The organism is Cyanobium usitatum str. Tous (genome assembly GCF_963920485.1).
GTDB classification, from domain to species: domain Bacteria; phylum Cyanobacteriota; class Cyanobacteriia; order PCC-6307; family Cyanobiaceae; genus Cyanobium_A; species Cyanobium_A usitatum_A.
On the sequence record NZ_OY986431.1, the window covers coordinates 1550107 to 1570923 of the forward strand.

At 64.4% G+C, this 20817-nt stretch carries 23 protein-coding genes; 11 read left to right on the forward strand and 12 right to left on the reverse strand.

Annotated features, from left to right (window positions below; all coding sequences use genetic code 11):
• Nucleotides 1–2 precede the first annotated feature (2 nt).
• Entirely contained in the window at nt 3–293 is a 291-nt protein-coding gene (locus U9970_RS08360; RefSeq protein WP_322763848.1) for a hypothetical protein, read from the forward strand.
• 35 nt (nt 294–328) lie between these two features.
• Here U9970_RS08360 and U9970_RS08365 read toward each other — a convergent pair whose 3' ends face one another.
• Nucleotides 329–532 carry a hypothetical protein gene (locus U9970_RS08365; protein ID WP_322763849.1) on the reverse strand — a complete coding sequence of 68 codons (204 nt, stop codon included), beginning with the start codon at nt 530–532 and terminating at the stop codon, nt 329–331.
• Nucleotides 533–782: 250 nt separating this feature from the next.
• On the opposite strand from U9970_RS08365, the gene U9970_RS08370 reads away from it, so the two are divergent.
• Together U9970_RS08370 and U9970_RS08375 are read left to right on the forward strand one after the other, a co-directional pair.
• Complete coding sequence (locus U9970_RS08370; protein WP_322763850.1) at nt 783–1148, forward strand: RNA recognition motif domain-containing protein; 366 nt, start codon at nt 783–785, stop codon at nt 1146–1148.
• A gap of 116 nt (nt 1149–1264) precedes the next feature.
• Nucleotides 1265–2188, forward strand: a complete 924-nt coding sequence (locus U9970_RS08375) for an LCP family protein (RefSeq protein ID WP_322763851.1) — start codon at nt 1265–1267, stop codon at nt 2186–2188.
• Nucleotides 2189–2508: 320 nt separating this feature from the next.
• Here the strand turns inward: U9970_RS08375 and U9970_RS08380 are convergent, their stop codons facing one another.
• Nucleotides 2509–3594, reverse strand: a complete 1086-nt coding sequence (locus U9970_RS08380; RefSeq protein WP_322763852.1) for an NAD(P)/FAD-dependent oxidoreductase — start codon at nt 3592–3594, stop codon at nt 2509–2511.
• Entirely contained in the window at nt 3591–4178 is a 588-nt protein-coding gene (psbP, locus tag U9970_RS08385; protein ID WP_322763853.1) for a photosystem II reaction center PsbP, read from the reverse strand. The genes U9970_RS08380 and psbP overlap by 4 nt, the downstream gene beginning before the upstream one ends.
• An 85-nt stretch (nt 4179–4263) precedes the next feature.
• Here psbP and U9970_RS08390 point away from each other — a divergent pair, with 85 nt between their 5' ends.
• From U9970_RS08390 to U9970_RS08405, 4 genes are all read left to right on the forward strand, one after another.
• A complete protein-coding gene (locus U9970_RS08390; RefSeq protein WP_322763854.1) occupies nt 4264–4959 on the forward strand; it encodes a pentapeptide repeat-containing protein in 696 nt (231 codons plus the stop codon).
• Nucleotides 4960–5030: 71 nt separating this feature from the next.
• Complete coding sequence (gene recR, locus U9970_RS08395) at nt 5031–5600, forward strand: recombination mediator RecR (protein ID WP_322766072.1); 570 nt, start codon at nt 5031–5033, stop codon at nt 5598–5600.
• A 19-nt stretch (nt 5601–5619) separates the two neighbouring features.
• The gene (lipA, locus tag U9970_RS08400; protein WP_322763855.1) at nt 5620–6567 is read left to right on the forward strand and encodes a lipoyl synthase; all 948 of its coding nucleotides are present in this window, start codon (nt 5620–5622) and stop codon (nt 6565–6567) included.
• A complete protein-coding gene (locus tag U9970_RS08405) occupies nt 6557–6910 on the forward strand; it encodes a PAS domain-containing protein (RefSeq protein ID WP_322763856.1) in 354 nt (117 codons plus the stop codon). Before lipA ends, U9970_RS08405 begins: the two co-directional genes overlap by 11 nt.
• Before the next feature lie 763 nt (nt 6911–7673).
• Here U9970_RS08405 and U9970_RS08410 read toward each other — a convergent pair.
• Both U9970_RS08410 and U9970_RS08415 read right to left on the reverse strand, forming a co-directional pair.
• Nucleotides 7674–8447 (reverse strand): DnaJ domain-containing protein, encoded by a 774-nt coding sequence (locus U9970_RS08410; protein WP_322763857.1) that lies wholly within the window; start codon nt 8445–8447, stop codon nt 7674–7676.
• Nucleotides 8437–8982 (reverse strand): hypothetical protein, encoded by a 546-nt coding sequence (locus U9970_RS08415; protein ID WP_322763858.1) that lies wholly within the window; start codon nt 8980–8982, stop codon nt 8437–8439. Before U9970_RS08415 ends, U9970_RS08410 begins: the two co-directional genes overlap by 11 nt.
• 94 nt (nt 8983–9076) lie before the next feature.
• Between U9970_RS08415 and U9970_RS08420 the strand changes: the two genes are divergently transcribed.
• Complete coding sequence (locus U9970_RS08420) at nt 9077–9370, forward strand: type II toxin-antitoxin system Phd/YefM family antitoxin (RefSeq protein WP_322763859.1); 294 nt, start codon at nt 9077–9079, stop codon at nt 9368–9370.
• 5 nt (nt 9371–9375) lie between these two features.
• Nucleotides 9376–9801 carry a type II toxin-antitoxin system VapC family toxin gene (locus tag U9970_RS08425; protein WP_322763860.1) on the forward strand — a complete coding sequence of 142 codons (426 nt, stop codon included), beginning with the start codon at nt 9376–9378 and terminating at the stop codon, nt 9799–9801.
• Between the two features lie 119 nt (nt 9802–9920).
• Here U9970_RS08425 and glsA read toward each other — a convergent pair whose 3' ends face one another.
• The 7 genes from glsA to lysA form a co-directional block, all read right to left on the reverse strand.
• Nucleotides 9921–11630, reverse strand: coding sequence for a glutaminase A (glsA, locus tag U9970_RS08430; protein ID WP_322763861.1), 1710 nt, complete (start codon nt 11628–11630; stop codon nt 9921–9923).
• Between the two features lie 87 nt (nt 11631–11717).
• Nucleotides 11718–12698, reverse strand: coding sequence for a DUF952 domain-containing protein (locus tag U9970_RS08435; RefSeq protein ID WP_322763862.1), 981 nt, complete (start codon nt 12696–12698; stop codon nt 11718–11720).
• Entirely contained in the window at nt 12691–13626 is a 936-nt protein-coding gene (gene trhO, locus U9970_RS08440; RefSeq protein WP_322763863.1) for an oxygen-dependent tRNA uridine(34) hydroxylase TrhO, read from the reverse strand. Before trhO ends, U9970_RS08435 begins: the two co-directional genes overlap by 8 nt.
• The gene (bioB, locus tag U9970_RS08445; protein WP_322766073.1) at nt 13623–14510 is read right to left on the reverse strand and encodes a biotin synthase BioB; all 888 of its coding nucleotides are present in this window, start codon (nt 14508–14510) and stop codon (nt 13623–13625) included. The genes trhO and bioB overlap by 4 nt, the downstream gene beginning before the upstream one ends.
• A 67-nt stretch (nt 14511–14577) precedes the next feature.
• Entirely contained in the window at nt 14578–15351 is a 774-nt protein-coding gene (locus tag U9970_RS08450) for an isoprenyl transferase (protein WP_322763864.1), read from the reverse strand.
• The gene (gene cdaA / locus U9970_RS08455; RefSeq protein WP_322763865.1) at nt 15348–16178 is read right to left on the reverse strand and encodes a diadenylate cyclase CdaA; all 831 of its coding nucleotides are present in this window, start codon (nt 16176–16178) and stop codon (nt 15348–15350) included. The genes U9970_RS08450 and cdaA overlap by 4 nt, the downstream gene beginning before the upstream one ends.
• Nucleotides 16179–16198: 20 nt before the next feature.
• Nucleotides 16199–17587, reverse strand: a complete 1389-nt coding sequence (lysA, locus tag U9970_RS08460) for a diaminopimelate decarboxylase (RefSeq protein WP_322763866.1) — start codon at nt 17585–17587, stop codon at nt 16199–16201.
• Nucleotides 17588–17614: 27 nt separating this feature from the next.
• Between lysA and rimI the strand changes: the two genes are divergently transcribed.
• On the forward strand, nt 17615–18091 hold the full coding sequence (gene rimI / locus U9970_RS08465; RefSeq protein ID WP_322763867.1) for a ribosomal protein S18-alanine N-acetyltransferase: 477 nt from the start codon (nt 17615–17617) through the stop codon (nt 18089–18091).
• Nucleotides 18092–18270: 179 nt separating this feature from the next.
• Nucleotides 18271–20811 (forward strand): ATP-dependent Clp protease ATP-binding subunit, encoded by a 2541-nt coding sequence (locus U9970_RS08470; protein ID WP_322763868.1) that lies wholly within the window; start codon nt 18271–18273, stop codon nt 20809–20811.
• Nucleotides 20812–20817: the final 6 nt, after the last annotated feature.

The following is a 20817-nucleotide window of genomic DNA, read 5'->3' on the forward strand; positions in this document are numbered from 1 at the left end:
CCATGAACCCCAGCCCCCCGCGCCCAGTCCTAATCGGACTGCTTTGCCTGGGGCTGGCGTCCTTCATTCCAGCCAGCCGCTCTATCAGCGTTGCCGAAGTAGTCAAAGCCTTCTGCTTGTCGGCTTACCAAGCCGACCTGCAAAGGGAGGGCAAAGTTGCCCCCGCTGCCCATCTCGACCGCACCTGCGCCTGCGTTGGTGAGCGAGTTGCCAAGGGCAGCGACGTGGAGGACGCCCATGACGCCTGCGGGCGGAACCCGGACCAGCGTTCCGTGAGCAAGCCCAGCAGCTAGCTCCGATCGATGATCCGAAAGCCCAAAGCGCTGCTTCAAGCGCAAAGGCTGGTCACGCCTCCCACACTCAGGCTGGTCAAATCAGCAATCGAGAGCCGTTCCACTGCGGCTATCAATGTCGATTGAACCTCTGCACTCTCGCAAGCAACCAGACTCTGCAGCAGGTCGAAACGATCCTGGGCGGCCAGTTCGCCATCCTCACGCCAGGCGAGGCTCCAGGGCACAGGTGCTGTGATCATGGGACTGCTTTGATCAGAGTTTGCTGACATTGGGACGACATCCGGGATCAGCGGTCGAACCTCAGAGTCTCTTCAGAACCGCTTTACGGTTCTCCACGAAACGCCAGCGAGTGCTAATTGGTGGCCAAACCACCCAGTATTATTTCCCGTGATTCCAAGGGTACGGCGTCTCTTTTGGCACCCCTAGTTCCCACTAGGTCCATTAAGAACCGCAGCCACGTCCGAATCAGTTCCAGGATTTGCTTCATTAATGACTATCTACGTTGGCAATCTTTCGTTCCAAGCCGAACGCGAGGACTTGCTTGATCTCTTCGGCCAATACGGAGAGGTGCGCCAGTGCAGCCTGCCCCTCGACCGGGAAACCGGTCGCAAGCGCGGCTTCGCCTTTGTCGAGCTAGCCGACGATGCGGCCGAACAAAAGGCCATTGACGACCTTCAGGACGTGGAGTGGATGGGCCGCATGATTCGCGTCAACAAAGCAACTCCCCGTGAGGGTGGCGGTGGTGGCGGTGGCGGTGGCGGTGGCCGTGGGGGCTACGGCGGTGGCGGTGGCAATCGTGGTGGCGGTGGTGGTGGTGGATATGGCGGTGGCGGTGGCGGTGGCAACCGCTGGTAAAACCAACCAACAGCCGTTACTGCAAGGGAGCTCCATAGCGGGGTTTTTTGCGCCGCTCTGGGCAGGGGCAAGCCCCTATTGATGAGAGGGTCGCTTAGTGCAATAGCTTTTAGGGGATGAGAACCCCTCCGGCCAATCGGCCCCGCAAGCGCAGTAAACGCGGTGCCGTTCTCCTGGCAATCGGGGTAGGCCTCGGCGGAGGCCTTCTGCTGGCTGGGCCCCTCTCCGAACTGCTCAGCGATAACGCCTCAGGAGCAAGTAACGCCATCACCAATCCGTTCGCGGCCTGGAGCGGCATCACCAATCAGGACATCCTGCTGCTCGGCACCGATGTGGGCGGTGGCAACACCGATGTAATCGCCAGCCTGCGGGTGGATGGCGGCATCACCCGGATAACCCAGATACCTCGGGACACCTACATCGAGGCCGAGGGCTACGGTCCCCACAAAATCAACGCCCTCTACAGCCTCGGGGGAACCGATCTGATCAAACGGGAGCTGGCCCGCAAGTTGGGCCGGCCGATTACTCACCACGTGGTGGTGAACCTATCGGCAATCAGGCGCATGGCCGATGCCCTCGGTGGCATCGAGGTGAATGTGCCGAAACGCATGGCCTACACCGACAACACCCAGGGCCTATACATCGACCTGCAACCCGGCCTTCAAAATCTCAAAGGCCAAGACCTAGAAGGTTTTCTGCGCTTTCGCTACGATGAGATGGGCGACATCGGCCGGCTGGAGCGCCAGCAACTTGCCCTACAGGCCCTGTTTCGCAAGCTCACCAGGCCAGAGCATCTGGTGCGTCTGCCAATCCTGTTGGCCGCAGCCAGTAAGAATCTGAAAACCGATCTAGGCCCCATGGAGCTTGGTGGGCTGATCACCGCCATGGGTTCGACCCAGCTGGAGACAAAGCGCCTGGGCGGGCGGCCCTTCTACCAAAACGACATCAGCTACTGGGATGCGGAATGGCCCCAGCCGGTGCTGGAGAGCTCGGCCAGTGATGGCTCCGGGGAAGACGGCCGCTATCGCTTCCTCTTCTGATCTGCTGGAGCTTACGGCGATGACGGAGGAGCGCCATTGCTCCCCTGAGACAGGGTGACCAAAGCGAGCAGCAGGGGGTTGAAGCAGCCACTGTGAGCCCGAGCGCTGCTGTAAACGAAATTGAGGCGGCACCAAGCAAGCCCACGCTTGTGGCCACCCCCGGCCTGACGTGACTGCGGGCCTCAGGGTCGGGGCCGGCAGCTAGATCATCAGACACGCACTAAGGTCCACCCACACCCCTGCAAGCGCTGAAACGGGCCGCGATGGCTGGGCTCCGCGGTGGTGGGGCTGACCTGGGTCATGGGTCCCAGCTTGCAGGATTAAAAGGCACCTGTCAGGCCCAGCTGCTGCAGGCGCCGCACCGCGGCTTCCGCCGGCGCGCCCTCCAAGGCCAGGGCCTGGGCCAGCAGGGGCGCCAGCACCGGCACCTGGCTAAAGCCCGCACTAAAGCCGGTGAACAGCCACAACCCAGGCGCCCCTGCCAGCGGACCTACCAAAGGCAAGCCCTCACTGCAGAAGGCCACGGCCGCCTGGCGCAGATGGCCGGGCTGGGCCGCCAGCGGCGCCCCCCAGGCTTGGGCCGCTAGCTCTTGGCGCAGTTGCCCTTCCACCTCCAAAGGCGGCGGCGCTGGGCCCAGCTCCAGGCCCGGTCGCACCAGGGTGTGCTGGCCTAGCAGGGCCCCTTCTGCCCGGGGCACCAACCCGCCATCCACCAGCCACTCCGGCTGGCTCAGGCCAGCGGCGCGCCGCTCCAGAGCTACCCGCCCAAAGCTGGGCGGGAGCCAGGCGGCGGTGCGGCCCAGCGACGCCGGAAAGGAGGCCAGCTCCAGCGCCGCCGCCCAGCTGCTGCGCAAGCGCTGGGGCAGGAGCGGCCAGAGCTGGCGGCAGTAGGCGCCCGCCGCCAGCACCAGCTGGGGGGCCTGCAGGTCGCTGCCATCACTGAGGGAAAGCCGCCAACCAGTGGCTGGCTGCCGATCCAGGCGCTCCACCCGGCACGTTTTGCACGTCACCCCCGCCGCCGCCAGCACAAGCGGCAAGCGCGCCGCCAACACTGCGGAATCCACCTGGGCGAAGGGCAGCGGCCACCAGGCACTAAGGGGCCGCCAACCGGCGGCAGCCCCGTGCAAACGCAAGCGGCAGGGCCGCCAGCCCAAATCACCATGGCGTTCTTGCAGGAGCCGCCAACGCTTAGAGGCTCCGGCCGCCAAGCGAGCTAAGGGGGTTGGGGCCAGGGGCCATCCCGGCAGAGCGCCATAGCTGAGCTCGGTAGCGGAGCAAAGCCCATGGCTGGCGGGGGCAGCGACGACCGTCACAGACGCTCCCAGCTCCCGCAACGCCAAGGCCAACACCCCCCCAGCCACCCCAGCGCCAACGATCACCACATCGGCGGGGGCAGGAACCGTCACACCAGCAGGGTGAAGGAGGTGACGACCTGATGGAACATGTCCTTGACCTTGGCCCAACGAATCTCGTTGGTGCTGGCCGCAAACGTGTATAGCCGGCCGCGATCGAGCACCACGGTGGCCAACTCGTGGCGGTCGCGGTCTTCAAGGTGCACGGCGTATTCAAGGTCGTAGAAGGTGCGGGGGCCTTCCTGCCGCTCCGACGCTTCAACCAGCTCAGCCTGGCGGCCACTGCCATCAGGGGCAATCACGGTGCGGCGCAGCTGCTCGCCGACCGCCACGGCGCTGCCGAGCTTTTCCAAGTCATTGGTGGGGTTCACCTCCGAGATCACCAGGCTGAGGGTTTCATCGCTGTTGATGAGGTCGTGGAACACCACCTGGGGGCCGCCACTCACCTGCACCCGCGTCCAGCCGGTGGGATAGAGGAAGGCATAGCGCCCATCGGGGCTCTGGAAACCATTGAGCCCGGCTGCCGCAGCGCTGCAAGCAACCAGCAGCCCCGCCAGCACCAAGGCAACCAAACGCGGCAAATAGGCGCGTAGGACAGCCCGATTGCGAAAACCTGCCTGATTGCAAAAAACAGCCATGGCTCAAGGCGCGTTGCGTGGCGCCATTCTGCTGGGCAGCCGTGCCCCCAGGCGTCAGCATGGGCTCCTGATCTCCAGTCTCCCCATGCCACGCCAATCCACCTGGGTGGACCGGCAGCAGCGTCGTCACGACTCTCGCTTCTTCCGCCTGCTGGACGGCTCCTTTCTGTTTCGCTTAGCCCTATCGGGTGCAGCGGCCATGGCGCTGCTGATGGTGGTGAACAGCTACGCCACCTGCCGCAACAACCGCTGGGCCCAGGGTTGCCTTTGGCGGGAGACGGAGGCCCTGATCAGCGTCGGCAATGTGGAATCGCTGAGCATCGTGACGGCCGCCTTCCTCTACGTCCTGGAGGCTCAAAAACGGCGCCAGCGCGACAACATCGAGGCCTACGAGCTGCTGATGAACTGCAATGCCTCCGGCGTCAAATGGCTGGTGGGGCGCATTACCGCTCTAGAGATCCTCAACAGTGCCGGGCTACCAATCGACGGCCAGCAGCTAGCGGGCTTTGACCTACGCAATCTGCAGGCTGCCAACGGCCACTGGCACAACGTCAACCTGGAAGGGAGCGTGCTGCGTGGAGCCAACCTGGCCGGCACCGATCTGAGCGGAGCCAACCTGCGCGGTGCTGATCTGCGAGATGCCGACTTGCGTGGCGCGATCCTTGTAGGTGCCGATCTTGAGGGTGCCCAACTGGAAGGGGCCCTAATGGAAGGCGCACAACTTGATGATGCACAAGTTGATAGGGCCAGCCTCGATAGCGGTGCCCCCAATCCCAGCTGATCGAGCTGGCTGCCTAAGTTCTGAGCAATTGCGGCGGACTGCTGAGCGGCTTTACCCGCCCCCTGGCCAGGCTGATCGACCAGTTCGAGCGCTTACCTGGCATTGGCCCGCGCACGGCCCAGCGGCTGGCTCTACACCTGTTGCGCCAGCCTGAGGAGCAGGTCCGCAACTTCGCCGACGCCCTGCTGGCGGCCCGCAGCCAGGTGGGCCAGTGCAAGTGCTGCTTCCACCTCTCGGCCGAGCCGATCTGTGAGATCTGCCGCAACGAGGAGCGGGGCAACGGCCAGCTTTGTGTTGTGGCCGATTCCCGCGACCTGCTGGCGATGGAGCGCACCCGGGAGTTCAAGGGGCACTACCACGTGCTCTGCGGCTTGATCTCACCCATGGATGGCATCGGCCCCGAGCTGCTGCAGATCCAGCCCCTGGTGAACCGGGTCGACAAGGAGTCCATAACTGAGGTGATCCTGGCGCTGACTCCGAGTGTGGAAGGGGATACCACCAGCCTTTATTTGGCCCGGCTACTCAAACCATTCACCACCGTGAGTCGCATCGCCTACGGCTTGCCCGTCGGCAGCGAGCTGGAATACGCCGACGAGGTAACCCTGGCCCGGGCCTTTGAAGGCAGACGCCAGATGGAGTAAGCGCAAAGGTGGCCCTGCCATGACCAGTAAGTCCCGCTACAGCAGCATCGCCCCGGCCGAACGGCTGCCCGAGTGGCTGCGGCGTCCGGTGGGCAATGCCTCAGCCCTGGAAAACGTGCAGGGGCTGGTGAAGCAGCAACGGCTGCACACGATCTGCGAGGAGGGCCGCTGCCCCAACCGAGCCGAGTGCTACGCAGCTGGCACCGCCACCTTTTTGCTGGGAGGCCCGATCTGCACCCGCAGCTGCGCCTTCTGCCAGGTGGAGAAGGGCCAGGCACCCCAGCCCCTAGATGCGGGCGAGGCCGAGCGGGTAGCCGAGGCAGTTGCCGCGCTCCAGCTCTCCTATGTGGTGCTCACGGCCGTCGCCCGCGACGACTTAGCCGACCACGGCGCCCACCTATTCACCACCGCCATGGCCGCGATCCGCCAGCGCACACCAGGCGTCGGCATTGAAGTGCTAACCCCCGACTTCTGGGGCGGCCAGCGCGACGAAGAGGAGGGGTTGGCGGCCCAACGGCAACGGTTGGCCGCAGTGCTGGCGGCGCTGCCCGCCTGCTTCAACCACAACCTCGAAACCGTGGAGCGCCTTCAGGGGGAGGTGCGCCGGGGCGCCACCTACCGCCGCTCCCTGGCCCTGCTGGCCGCTGCCCGCGAACTGGCGCCCACCATCCCCACCAAGAGTGGGCTGATGCTTGGGCTGGGCGAAACCGAAGCCGAGGTGCTGCAGACGATGGGCGACCTGCGATCAGTCGATTGCCAGCGCCTGACCCTGGGCCAATACCTGCGCCCATCCCTCGCCCACATTCCGGTGGCTCGCTACTGGACTCCAGAAGAATTTGAGCAGCTGGGAGCCAAAGCCAGGGAGCTGGGATTCCAGCAGGTGCGCAGCGGTCCGCTGGTGCGCAGCAGCTATCACGCAGCCGGCAGCATGATGGCTGCCCCTGTGGCGACCCGACATGAGCCTTGAAGCCCACCTGATCGAGTCCATGACCGACATCGTGTTCGCCAAGGACCTCAACGGTCGCTACATCGCTGGCAACAGCGCTTGGGCCCATCTACTGGGGAAAACGGTCGACGAACTCACCGGGCTGACGGATCTGGATCTATTCCCCGCCGATCTGGCCGGCAGCTTTCGCGCCAATGATCAGGCCATGCTCGCCAGTGGCCAGGCCCAGAGCAATGAGGAGTGGGTGACCTACCCCGATGGCCGCAGCGCCCTGCTGGAAACGGTCAAGACACCCCTGCGGGACGCCAGTGGCACCGTGATTGGCCTGGTTGGGGTCTGCCGGGAGATCGCCTGTCCTCGCTGACCAGACCTGCTTGCCTGACCAGCCGTCCCTGCGATTGTCTTCGCCGCTGCAGCCAGCAATACTTGCCGCGAGTGCTGGCTCCCCACGCCAGGGATCCTGTTCTGCAAGGCTCAAACGGTTGCCGAATGTTCCTGGGTGGATCGACCTCGACCTCAACCTGCAGGCCCAGCCGCTGGGAAACCCGAGCGGCGATCCCCAGCTCAACGCCGCGATCGGAGCCGCTTACCCCCTGCAAAACGCGGCCCATCCCACTGGCCTATGGCTTACGGAGGCGACCATTGAGCGCCGGGCCGGCACGGGGGAACTGGCGCTGAAAGCTGGGGTGTTCTCCCTCAATCCAGGCTTCGTGTCGACGCCGGTGCTCGATCAATACGTGCACTCAGCCCTCAGGAACACGCTCAACTTCAACATCGACGGCCCGCCGATCAACCCCTACGTGGCACCAGGGCTCCTTCTGGCTCGATTCCCAAGTTGCCTTGGCAGGCCTGTTCGGGGTCAGCCCCGACCTGAGCACAAGCGAGGGCAGCCTGCACACCCTGCAGTGGACCTTCACCCAGCTGCCCGGAGCCAGCGCCCTGGTGGCACCGATCTGGCGCCAGGGTCAGACCATCTCCCGCAGGATTCCTCCCCCCAGGTTCAGCTGGGCGGGGGCTATCTGGCCAGCGGCAGCTCGGGCGAGTCCAATGGGTCCCACTACGGCACGGTCACCCTGGCGTGTCCCTGTTCCTGGCCGCCGACCTGCAACTGCAGCTGCAGTTTTGAATCATTCCATCAGCAACCGATAGGCCGCCTCCAGCCGGTGAAAGGCCTGGGGATCGCCACCCAGATCGGGGTGGTGGGCCTTGGCCAAGCGCCGATAGGCCCGCTTGACCATCTGCGGGCTCGCCCCGGCCTCTAGCCCCAGCTCCCGCAGGGCCTCGCCGCGGGGGTCTGGGGCCGAGTTCTGGGCCCAGCTCTGGGAGGAGTTCTGGGAGGTGGTCGGGCCCCGGGAGTGGTTTTCGGTGCGGGTGCCGCGGCGGCGCTGGCCCAGTTGGGCTTGGCGGCGCCCCAACTCCACCACCACCTGGAGCGGCGCTTCAGTGAGCCACTCCGGCGCCCGGGGGCCATAGAGGGCAAAGGCCGCCCGCACGGCCCAGCGGGCCCGACTGTGGGGGCCCCGGAGCGCTTCGGCCAGGGCGGTGCCCAGGCCAGGGGAGCGGCGGTCGAGCTCCTGCTCCAGGCTGAGCGCCGGATTCGTCCAGTGGCGACGCAGCTCCTCGATCACCCCCCGCAATCCGCCCGGTGGACCGATCCGCAGCGCCTGCCACTGGGGGTGGGCGGCCATCGCCTGACCCCAGCGCTGCAGCTGATCCGGGCTGAGGCCATGGCCATAGGTCGGGCCAGGCTGGGGGTCCTGCGCCGAAAGTTGCTCCAGCCGGCGGCGCAGGGCCTGCACTTCGCGGCGCAGGGCATCGTTTTCAGCCAGGAGGGCATCGACGTTGCTGGTGACTGGAGGGCTGCCGGGAGCTGGACGCCAGCGGCGGGGATCAAAGCCCATCCAGCCCACCCAGGCGGCGGACGCTGCGCCGCAGCACCTCGGCGCAGTCCGCCCGCATCAACAGGCCCGAGCCACCCCAGAGCAAGCGGGGAGCCAGATCGGCGGGGCCCGCAGCGAGCTCCCGCAGGGGCGCAAAGCCCAGGCCGCGGAAATAGCGCACTAGGCGGCGGTGCTGGGCGTCGCTGTCGCGGATCGCCAGGATCGTGGCCTGGAGGCAGGGGGTGGCTTCCAGGGCCCAGGCAAAGGTGGCCGCCCAGATCAGCGGACCCAAAGCTGCCGTGTCATCCCCAGCCTGCACCCGCATCGTGTCCAGCCGCAGGCCCCTGGCGCTCGGCAGGGCCCAGCCCTTGAGCTCGCCCAGCAGCAGCAGCCTCTCCCCATCCCGCCGCGCCACTCCCACCCGCAGCCCCCAGGCCAGCCCCGCCGGCCGGCTCACCTGCAGGCGCAGCAACAGGCCCCGCGTACGGGCCTCCTGCTCCAGCTGCTCCAAGCTGGGGTTGGGGCAAGTAGGTGCCTCGGGGGAAGAGCTGGACATCCACAACCGCCAGGGCCAGGGCCAGTCTCAGCCGTTGGCCAGAGTTCCATCATGGCGGGTAGCGACTAATATGGTCGCACATATGGTGCCAAGCGTGTCTGAAGTAGTCGCAAGCCAGGTTTCGGTTCGGGATCTCAAGACCCATCTCTCCGAATGGCTAGCCCGTGCTCAGTCTGGCGAGGTGGTGGAAGTCACCTCCCATCGCAAGCCCATCGCTCGCATCACGGCGCTGAAGCCAGCTGCTTCAGCCTCAACCAATCCGCTGCAGAAGGCGATTGATGCCGGCGTGATCAGCTGGAATGGCGAGAATCCTGTTATTTCACCACCCGTAAAGCTGAATGATGGTGGCCCACTGATGAGTGACATCGTGATCGAGGATCGTGGTTAGACACTGTGATCCTTTTTTGTGATACCTCTGCCATTCTCAAGCTCTTCATCGACGAGCAGGGCAGCGAGAGCATGATCAAGGCAAGCTCTTCATCGGAAGGAATCGCGGTCTGCAGGATCACCTGGGCTGAGTCGATGGCTGCCTTTGCCCAGCGCACTCGTTTCAAGGGTGCTAGTCAGTCTGGAATAGCCCAGGCTCGATCCATGTTTGAGCAGGCTTGGCCTGGCTTTGCGATCGCGGATATCACCCAGCCGCTGGTCGAAAAAGCTGGTGTATTTGCCGAGGCTTTTGGCCTGCGCGGCTACGACAGCGTTCAGCTGGCAGCTGCCCATCAGTTGCATGGGCATTTTGCCCTTCCGCTGACCTTTGCCTGTTTCGACCGACGCCTCAACCAGGCCGCCAAGGTGCTTCAGCTGGAGGTGCTTCCGTGAAACAAGCAGCCACGATCGCCAGTGAGATGGACCATCTCGACCAACTCGGGGCCAAGGCCTTCGATGGCTTCCTGGTCCACAAGTACCTGATGTCCACCTAGGTGGTGGGGTTCCCCTGATCAGTTAGGACGCGTCAGCCGCCTCTGGAAGCGGGCGATCTCCAGCTCCAGCACCCCCTCATTGATGGCCAGCGCATGGGCAATCGCCCGCAGTTGCAGGTCTTCCTCCGGCTCGATCTCGCCGTCGGCGCAGGCCACCCGGAAGGCGGATTCCAGGATCAGCTCGCGGCCGTTGTCATCGAGCAGGGGCAGCTCCTGGCGCAGCCGCTCCAGCAGGGCAGCGAAGGGGGCTTCGGCTCCCAGGGTCAGGGTCTGGGTGGCTGCGACCAGGGTCTGCAGGGATTGGGGATCTGGCTGCTCACCCATGATCTCGGCATAGGCCTCGGCAATGCTGGAGATTTCCGGCGCCTCGATTTCGCCGTCGGCCAGGGTTATGGACACCATGCAGTCGAGCATCAGATCGCGCACCTTGGTGGCGTAGCGGTCGCCATGGGATACGGCCCAGCGCAGATCGCTGAGATCCCGCTGCTTGCGGCTGTGCTGGGAGGCGCGGGGGTCACGCTTGCAGCCGCTGCGGCCTCCCGAGAGGCTGTCATAGATATGGAAGGTGAAGCGATCCACCAGCTGCTGGCAGAAGCTCACCCCGCGCACCGAGTTGCCGTAGGCATCGAGGCGCGGCGAGAAGGTGGCAAAACCCATCAGGTTGGGGATCACCACCATCACTGCACCTGCAACCCCCGATTTGGCCGGCAGGCCCACCTCCAGGGTGAAAGTGCCGGCGTTGTCGTAGAGCCCCGAGGCCTGCATCACCGAGAGGGTTTTCTTGACCACATCTGTGCTGAGCACCTGCTGGCCGGTGATCGGGCAGACGCCGCCATTGGCCAGGGTGGCCGCCGCTATCGAGAGCATCGTGGCGTTCATCTCGATGCTGCAGCACGAGAGGTAAACGTCCATCATCTTGTGGAGATCAACGCCGCGGGGTAGGCCCCGGCCGCCGCGCAGCAGGTAGGCAATCGCAAAATTGTTGTCTGCGGTTTCCCGCTCCGAGAGCATGGTCTCTTCGCTGAAGCGCACCGGGGCGATCCCGCCGCTGAGATTTGCCCACAGATCCATGATCGTCTGGGTGATCTGGCGGGCGTCCAGCTCGGGGGTTCCCGAGGCGACCAGGCCGGCCATCATGATCGCCCCAGCATTCACGCAGGGGTTGAAAGGCCGTTGGTCGGGTAGCAGCTCAAGGGAATTGAAGGGGCGGCCGGAGGGCTCCACCCCCACAAACTGGTTGATGAACTCCACGCCTTCCCTTGCGAGGCCAAAGGCATAGGTGAGCGGCTTGGAAACTGACTGAATGGAGTGGTAAACATCCACATCACCGAAGCCCATGCGCTGGCCATCGACGCTGCAGATTGCCACCCCCCATTTCTCGGGATCGGCATCCCGCAGGATCGGGATGTAGTCGGCATTGCTGCCGCTGCGCTCCGGGGCCACATGTTTAAACACCGTCCCAATGTCGGTGCAGAACTCCTGCCAGTCGGGGATAATGAGCTCGCGCTTAAAGGCGCGGCTCAGCATCAAAAGCTCCTCTCCCACCAGGGCTGAGAAGCCAGCGAAATCGATCTGTTGTTTGTCCAGCTCCTTCAACTTGGCCATGGTGGAGGCCAGGCGAAAGTCGTCTAGGCAGATGCCGCTGCTTGCAATGCGAGCCTGGATGGCTTTGGCAGTGGTGGTGCCGTTGACTTCCACCAGGGCAAAAAGTTCGCGAAGGCGATCCATACACAGCCCTTATTAGAAAACTTTAGGCGCGTCATTTTGCATCAAAATATACAAATTGCCCTCCAGCGCCCCTGGCGTCGCCCACGGTCACCGCAGCCAGGGCTCGGCGCGAAGCACGGCCCCCAGGAGCAAGGGCCCATAGAGATGGGGAAAGAGCTCCCCGCCGTAAGCAGGTTCGAGGCGCACCTCCAAACCGGCAGCCGCCAGGCGCTGGGGATCGATCGTAAGCAACAACACCTCAGCGGCGGGCAGATCGGCGTAGAAGCGGTTAGCAGTTGCCGGCACTTGGTGCGCTGAGCTGAGGTGGATGAAGCCCACCGACTCCAGAGCCAAGCCTCTAGTGGAGCGGCGATACACGCCATCGACCCGGGCCGCCTGCCACTCCGGCCGCAACGCCAGGTGATAAAGCAAGCCAGGTGAGCGCCAAGGGGCCCGCGCAGCCCAGGGAAACTCCTGAACCGCCGCCAGCTCCGGAGATGCCAAAAACCGACCCAGCCAGGCCTGGAGCGCAGCCAACTGCGGCTCGGCATCAAAGCCCGCCGGATCTACCAGGCGAAACTGGCGCACGAAGGGCAGCAGGGCCCAGTCGGCCAGGGAAGGGCGATCGCCGAGCAGCCAGCCGCCGGCCCCCAGTAGCTCGTTCCAGCGACGCAGGATCGTGAGGCCAGCAAGCCGGTTGGTGCTGGCTGACTCCCCTGGGTAGCGATTGGGGTATTTGAAACGATCGAGGTGCTGCTTAAAGGGGCCGTCGTTGGCGGCGATCAGTGCGTCCATATCGGCCAGCTGGGCTGGGCTCCAGCCTGCCAACCAGCCGTGAGGATCGCGGCGCTCCAGGGCCCAGCGCATGATCGCCAGGCTTTCATCCAGCACCTGAGCCCCCAACACCAACACTGGCACCGTGCCCTTGGCGGAGGCCTCCAGCAGCTCGGGGGGCTTGGCCTTGAGACTCACCTCGCGCAGCTCCAGGTTTTGGCCAGGCTGCAGGCCAGCGGCAGCTAAGGCCAGCCGCGCCCGGATTGCGTAGGGGCAACGGCGAAAGCTATACAAAATTGGCTGGTGATCAGCCAACGGGGCGCCCGCCGAGGTGGCACTCACCCCGCTGGCGAGCCCGCTCCATCTGGCGCTGACGCTCAGCGAAACGCTGCCGATCAGCGTCGCTGAAGCGCTCGAGGCAGTGGCGGCAGCTCACCCCGGCCACGTAGCTGGCCAGCTTGCGATCGGCAGGCGAAAGCGGCAGGCCGCAGGCATGGCAAACGCTGTGCTCACCGGGCTCGAGCTGGTGGTTGACGGCTACTCGCTTATCAAACACGAAGCACTCGCCGCGCCAGCTGCTTAGCTGCTCGGGGATCTCCTCGAGGTAGCGCAAAATGCCGCCCTCCAGGTGGTGCACCCCGGCAAAACCCTGCTGCTGCAGGTAGGCCGTGGCCTTCTCGCAGCGGATGCCGCCGGTGCAGAACATCGCAATCGCCCGGGGCTGGCGCTGCTCCACCAGCGGCCTGAGCTCCCGCTCCACCCACTCGGGAAACTCGCGAAAAGTTGCGGTGCCCGGATCAATCGCACCTTCAAAGCTGCCGATCTCCACCTCGTAGGCGTTGCGGGTATCGATCACCAGGGTTTCAGGGTCGGCGATCAAGGCATCCCACCGCTCAGGGGGCACGTGGGTACCCACCTCCGAAGCCAGATAGGGACTCACCTGGGGCTCGCCCATGGTGACGATCTCTCGCTTGAGCCGCACTTTGAGCCGGTGGAAAGCCTGAATCTCCGAGCGGCTGAACTTGGCTTCCAACCGCTCCAGGCCTGCCACCTGCCGCAGCCGAGCCAGCAGCGCCTGCACGCCAACATCTGCTCCGGCAATCGTGCCGTTTACCCCCTCAGCCGCCAGCAGGATCGTGCCGCTTACCCCCTCGGCTGCTGCCAGATCTCCCAATTCGCGCTGCAGCTCTGGCAGGCCCTCCAGGGCGGCGAAGCGATAAAACGCCGCCACCAGCACACTCATCCGCCCACCTGCACGCCGGCGGCGGCCAGAAGCTCCCGGTCGGCCTCCACCGCTGGATTGGAGGTGGTGAGAAGGGTGTCGCCGTAAAAAATCGAATCGGCCCCTGCCAGCAGGCAAAGGATCTGGGCTTCCCGACCCAGCTTCTCGCGGCCGGCACTGAGCCGAACCCGCGCCTGGGGCATCAGGATCCGGGCCGTGGCCACCATCCGCACCAGTTCTAGGGGGTCGACTGACGGCAGATCTTCTAGGGGGGTGCCCTCCACCGCCACCAGGGCATTGATGGGCACGCTCTCCGGGTGGGGATCCAGATTGGCCAGCACCTGCAGCAGACCGGCCCGGTCAGCAGCGGTTTCGCCCATGCCGATGATGCCGCCACAACAGAGGGTGATGCCGGAGCGCCGCACCCGGGCCAGGGTCTCAAGCCGCTCCTGGTAAGTGCGGGTGGTGATGATCCGGTCGTAGTGCTCGGGGCTGGTGTCGAGGTTGTGGTTGTAGGCGGTGAGGCCGGCTGCAGCTAGGCGCTCGGCCTGGGAGTAGCTCAGCATGCCGGCGGTTACACAGGCCTCCAGGCCCAGCTCGCGCACGCCGCGCACCATCTGCAGCATTGCCTCAAAGGGAGCGCCGTCGCGGATCTCACGCCAGGCCCAGCCCATGCAGAAGCGATGGGCCCCGGCTTGCTTGGCGGCCCGGGCCCGCTCCAGCACCTGCTCCACCTCCAGCTCAGGCCGGCCCGCCACATCGCTGCTGTTGTGCAGCGACTGGGGGCAGTAGGCACAGTCCTCTTCGCAGCCGCCGGTCTTGACGCTGAGCAGTGAGGCCAGCTGCACGTGGTAGCCGGGGTTGGCGGCGCGGTGCACCTGCTGGGCCTGCCAAAGCAACTCCATCAGCGGCTGCTCCAGCAGCGCTTGAATTTCGGAACGGGACCAGTCGTGACGCGTGATCAAGGCGAGTTCAGCAGGGTTCGACACCACCAAAGCGGCGCTGGCGGCCCTGATAGTCGAGCAGGGCATTGAGCAGGGCCGCCTGATTGAAATCAGGCCACAGCACATCGGTGATGTGGATTTCGGCGTAAGCGAGCTGCCACAGCAGGAAATTGCTGATGCGCCTCTCGCCACTAGTGCGGATCAGCAGATCCGGATCGCACTCACCAACGGTGTGCAGCTCGGCGGCAAGCTGCTGCTCATCGATTGCGGCAGGATCTAGTTCCCCAGCCACGCAGCGCAGGGCCAGTCGCTGGGCAGCCCGCACCAGCTCGGCTCGGCCGCCGTAGTTGGTGCAAACGTTGAAGTGAATGCCCGTATTGGCTGCCGTGCGCTCGGTGGCATCGGCAATCAGGCGCTGCAGACCCTCCGGCAGGGGCTCAAGATCGCCAAGAAAGCGAATCCGCACCTGCTCCTGCTCCAGGGCCTGAAGCTCGCGGGCCAGCACCCGCTCAAACAAGGCCATCAGAAAGCTCACCTCCTCGCCAGGGCGGTTCCAGTTTTCGGTGGAAAAGGCGTAGGCGGTGAGGGCGCCGATGCCCCAGTCGCTGCAGAGCCGCAAGGTGCGCTTAAGGGCCTCAACCCCCTCGCGGTGGCCCATCACCCGGGGCAGGTTGCGCTGCTTTGCCCAGCGGCCATTGCCGTCCATGATCACGGCCACATGGACCGGCAGGCGCGCGGGATCGAGGCCAGCCGGAATGGGCAGGGAGGCGTTCGCAGTGGTGGTCGCCAGGGCGCGACTCATCCGCGTGATTCCGGCGTGTCCTTCGCCACGCTACGCCCAACTGGCAAGGCCAGGGCCTGGCTGAGCAGGTCGTGCAAACGGCTGCTGGTAATCGGCCGCTCCAGGCGCCCCTGACTCGCCAGCGACAGGGTGCCGGTTTCCTCCGACACAACAATCGCCAGGCACTGATCGAAGCGCTCGGTCAGCCCCAGAGCCGCCAGATGGCGGGTGCCATAGCGGTTGATGCCCTGGCGCGATAGGGGCAGGATCACCCCGGCGGCGACGATGCGGTTGGCCTTCACCAGCACGGCACCGTCGTGCAGCGGCGTGTCAGCGGCAAACAGGTTGAGCAGCAAATCCACCGACAGCTTGGCGTCGAGGCCAATGCCGGGATTCAAGAAGTCTTCTGGGCGCAGGTCGCTGCCCAGATCCACCACGATCAAGCCGCCGCGGCGGGCCTGGGAAAGGCGGCCGGCAGCCTCACTCAAAACCGCCACCGATCCCGATCCCAGTTGGTCTTGACTGCGGCTGCCAAACAAAACCCCGAGGCGGCCGGTGCCAAGCAGCTCCATCAGCCGGCGCAGCTCCCCCTGCCAGAGAATCGCCAGGGCGAGGCTGCAGGCCAGCACCAGGGCATCAACAAGCTTGCTGGTGAGCGGCAGGTTGGCGTAGCGCTGCACCACCCAGGCCAGGGCCACCAGCAGCAAATAGCCCCGTAGCAGCCAGAGGGTGCGGGCCTCGGTGACCCGGCCGAGCACAAGCACGCCCAGGCCGAAGGCAAACAGCAGATCAAGGAGCAGGCGCAAATCGATCAGCCGGAGCAACTCACCCAGTTGCGGCCCGATCACGTGTACTCCAGTCGATTAACTCACCCTACCGATCGCAACCGAGTTGGCAAAACGTCGTAGCGCAGTAGGTCTTCCGGCTGCTCGCGGCGCTGCACCAAATCAGCGACCCCATCGTGGACTAGCACCGCCGCTGGCCGAGGGATGCGGTTGTAGTTGGAGCTCATCGAGGCGTTGTAAGCGCCGGTGGCAAAAACCACCAACACATCGCCGCTACCAGCGGGCGGCAGGGCCAAATCCTTGAGCAGCACGTCGCCAGATTCGCAGTGCTTACCAGCCACGGTGACGGTTTCGCTGGCCTCGGCCGTGGGGCGATCAGCCAACACCGCCGTGTATTGGGACTGGTAGGTGATCGGCCGGGGATTGTCGCTCATGCCGCCGTCCACCGAGAGGTAGGTGCGGAGGCCGGGGATGTCCTTGCGGCTGCCCAGCTCGTAGAGGGTGACCCCGGCGCTGGCCACCAGGGAACGCCCCGGTTCACAGAGCAGGCGGGGCAGCTCCAGCCCCCGCTCCTGACAGGCCGCCACCACCGCCTCAGCCACGCTGCGCACCCACTCACTGATGCTCGGCGGATCGTCGCTGGTGGTGTATCGAATACCCAGGCCACCGCCCACGTTGAGATCAACCACCGGGTGCCCCAGGGAGCGGGCCAAGGCCAGGGCATCGGCCATCACGCCAGCCAGGTCGCGGTGGGGCTGGAGCTCGAAAATCTGGGAGCCGATATGGGCGTGCAGCCCGGTGAGCTGGGCCCAAGAGCAGGTCGCCAGGTGCTGCAGCACCGCCTCGAGCTGGTCGGGATCAAAGCCAAACTTGCTATCGAGGTGGCCGGTGCGGATGTACTCATGGGTGTGGCACTCAATGCCCGGCGTAAAACGCAGCATCAGCTGCACGGGTCGCCGCAAGTCAGGGGCTAGGGCAGCCAGCAGCTCAAGATCGCGCCAGTTGTCAGCCACCACCGTGACGCCCTGCTCGGCTGCCAGGGCCAGCTCTTCGCGGCTCTTGTTGTTGCCGTGCAGAACGATGCGCTCAGCCGGCATGCCGCCCTGCAGGGCGGTGAGCAGCTCGCCAGCAGAAACCGCATCAAGGCCCAGGCCTTCCGATGCCACCAGGGCAGTTATGGCCAAGGAGCTATTGGCCTTGGAGGCGTAGATGGCTAGGGACGGCCCTGGGTAGTGCTGGGCGAGGGCTTCCCGATAGGCCCGGCAGGTGCCCCGCAGGGTGGCTTCATCGAGCACAAATAAAGGTGTGCCGTAATCGCGGGCCAGGTTGCTCAGCAGGCAGCCACCCACCACTAGGCGCCCCTCCCTGTCGAGGGCAGTGGTGAGGGGGGTGAGATTGCGATTAGGACTATGGGGATCCCTATCGCTTTCAAAGGGATTCAGCAGCGCAGCGGGCTCATGGGGGGTCAGCATGGCTTTGGCTGCGCGGGTCAAGTGAGCATGAATGTAAGGACCTCCCTGGCGGCGCTGCACCAGGCGGCCCTGGCACCTGAGCACCTGGAGGCCTGCTTAGGCCTCGACCAGGCCAGCCTCGGCGGCCTATGGAACCGCGCCCAGTGGCAGAGCGAGCTGGCGGAGCAGCGGCGCCCGGGGGTGGGGCTTTGGCAAGGGCAGCAGCTGCTGGCCATGGCTAGCGGTTGGCTGGTGGTGGATGAACTGCACATCACCGTGGTGGCGGTGGATCCACAGCAGCGGCGCCGGGGCTTGGGCCAGCAGGTGCTGAAGGCCCTGGTGCTGGAAGCAAGGCAGCAGGGGGCCCTGCACGCCACCCTGGAAGTTGCGCCGGCGAACACTGCGGCAGTGGCCCTATACCGCCGCTTGGGCTTCCGTGATGCGGGTGTGCGTCGCGGTTACTACCGCAATGGTGAAGACGCCCTGATCCAATGGCTTCGGTTATCTGAGCTCAATGATGCGTAGCGATGGTGTGGATAACCGGCTTTTCTTATTGCTAATGACCGGCAATTCAGTGATTTGCGTTGTTGCCTTCGAACGCCTTAGAGCCAGCTACCGCAGGGGATCTGCCTTTGATGCGGCGTAAACCACACCACACCTGTTAACCCTGGTAGCTTGGATGCACTTGTACCAGGCCTAGGCCAATGTTCGAGCGGTTTACCGAGAAAGCCATCAAGGTGATCATGCTGGCCCAAGAGGAGGCCCGCCGCCTTGGCCACAACTTTGTGGGCACCGAACAGATCTTGCTTGGCCTGATCGGTGAGGGCACTGGCGTTGCCGCCAAGGTGCTCAAATCGATGGGGGTGAACCTCAAAGATGCCCGCGTTGAGGTTGAAAAAATCATCGGCAGAGGTTCCGGCTTCGTTGCCGTGGAGATCCCCTTCACCCCTCGCGCCAAGCGAGTTTTGGAACTCTCCCTAGAAGAAGCTCGCCAGCTTGGTCACAACTACATCGGCACCGAGCACCTGCTGCTTGGCTTGATCCGCGAGGGCGAGGGTGTAGCTGCTCGGGTCCTGGAAAACCTTGGCGTTGATCTGGCCAAGGTGCGCACCCAGGTGATCCGCATGCTGGGCGAAACAGCCGAGGTAGCCGCCGGTGGCGGCAGCGGCAAGGGTTCCACCAAAACCCCCACCCTCGACGAGTTCGGCAGCAACCTCACCCAGCAGGCCGCCGATGGCAAGCTCGATCCGGTGGTGGGCCGTCAGAACGAGATTGAGCGGGTAATTCAAATACTGGGTCGTCGCACTAAGAATAATCCGGTGCTAATTGGCGAGCCTGGTGTAGGCAAAACAGCCATCGCCGAAGGCTTGGCTCAGCGAATCAATTCTGGTGATATTCCAGACATCCTCGAAGACAAACGAGTCCTCACCTTGGACATTGGCCTGCTGGTGGCAGGCACCAAATACCGAGGTGAATTTGAGGAGCGCCTCAAAAAAATCATGGAGGAGATCCGCAGCGCCGGCAATGTAATCCTCGTGATCGATGAGGTGCATACCTTGATTGGCGCAGGTGCGGCAGAAGGTGCTATCGATGCCGCCAACATTCTCAAGCCTGCCCTAGCCCGGGGCGAACTTCAGTGCATTGGTGCCACCACCCTTGATGAGTACCGCAAACACATCGAGCGCGACGCGGCCCTAGAGCGCCGCTTCCAGCCGGTGATGGTGGGCGAGCCTTCCGTTATCGATACGATCGAAATTCTGCGGGGCCTGAAGGATCGCTATGAAGCTCACCACCGCCTCATAATCGCCGATGAGGCCCTGATTGCGGCAGCCACCCTGGGCGACCGCTATATCTCTGATCGCTTCCTGCCAGATAAGGCCATCGACCTGGTAGATGAAGCCGGCAGCCGGGTGCGGCTGATGAATTCCAAGTTGCCTCCTGCCGCTAAGGAAGTCGATAAGCAGCTGCGCGCTGTCCAAAAAGACAAGGAGCAGGCCGTACGCGAGCAAGATTTCACCAAGGCCGGTGAGTTGCGCGATAAGGAAGTAGAGCTGCGCGAGCAGATTCGCTCAATCCTGCAGACCCGTAAGGATGAGGAGCCAGGAGCCGAGAGCGTGGCCGCTGGTGCACCCGTAGCAGTGTTTGAGGGCGCCGCCGATGGCGATCGCACCCCCATGGTCACTGAGGAGGACATCGCCCACATCGTTGCCTCCTGGACCGGCGTGCCTGTGCAGAAGCTCACCGAAACCGAGACAGCCAAGCTGCTGAACATGGAGGAGACCCTCCACCAGCGCTTGATTGGCCAAGACGAAGCCGTTAAGGCCGTGTCCCGTGCCATCCGCCGGGCCAGGGTGGGGCTGAAAAATCCCAACCGTCCGATTGCCAGCTTTATCTTCTCCGGCCCCACCGGCGTTGGTAAAACTGAGCTCACCAAGTCACTTGCGGCTTACTTCTTCGGCAGCGAAGAAGCCATGATCCGGCTTGACATGTCGGAATTCATGGAGCGCCACACGGTCAGCAAGCTGATCGGCTCGCCTCCCGGCTATGTGGGCTTCAATGAAGGTGGCCAGCTCACCGAGGCTGTACGCCGCCGCCCCTACACCGTGGTGCTATTCGACGAGATCGAAAAAGCACACCCCGATGTGTTCAACCTGCTGCTGCAACTGCTCGAAGACGGTCGCCTGACCGATTCCAAGGGCCGCACGGTGGACTTCAAGAACACCCTCATAATCATGACCTCGAACATTGGTTCGAAGGTGATTGAAAAGGGCGGCGGCGGCCTCGGCTTCGAGTTCGGCGGTGGTGACGCGGATGAGACCAACTACAACCGCATTCGCTCGCTAGTTAACGAGGAGCTGAAGCAATACTTCCGCCCCGAATTCCTCAACCGCCTCGACGAAATCATTGTCTTCCGTCAGCTCAACCGCGACGAGGTCAAGGATATTGCCGAGATCATGCTCAAAGAGGTGTTCGGCCGGATGCTGGAGAAGGGCATTGCCCTATCCGTTACGGAAGCCTTTAAGGAACGGCTGGTGGAAGAGGGCTACAACCCCTCCTACGGCGCCCGTCCCCTACGCCGAGCCGTGATGCGGCTGCTTGAAGATTCGCTGGCTGAGGAATTCCTCACCGGACGGATCGGCGATGGCGACTCCGCCCTGGTGGATGTCAATGAGGACAAGCAGGTAGTGATCCGCAAGCAGGCAGCCCTGCCGGCCGAGCCGGAATTGGCTGCAGCTGGGGTTTGAGGGGAT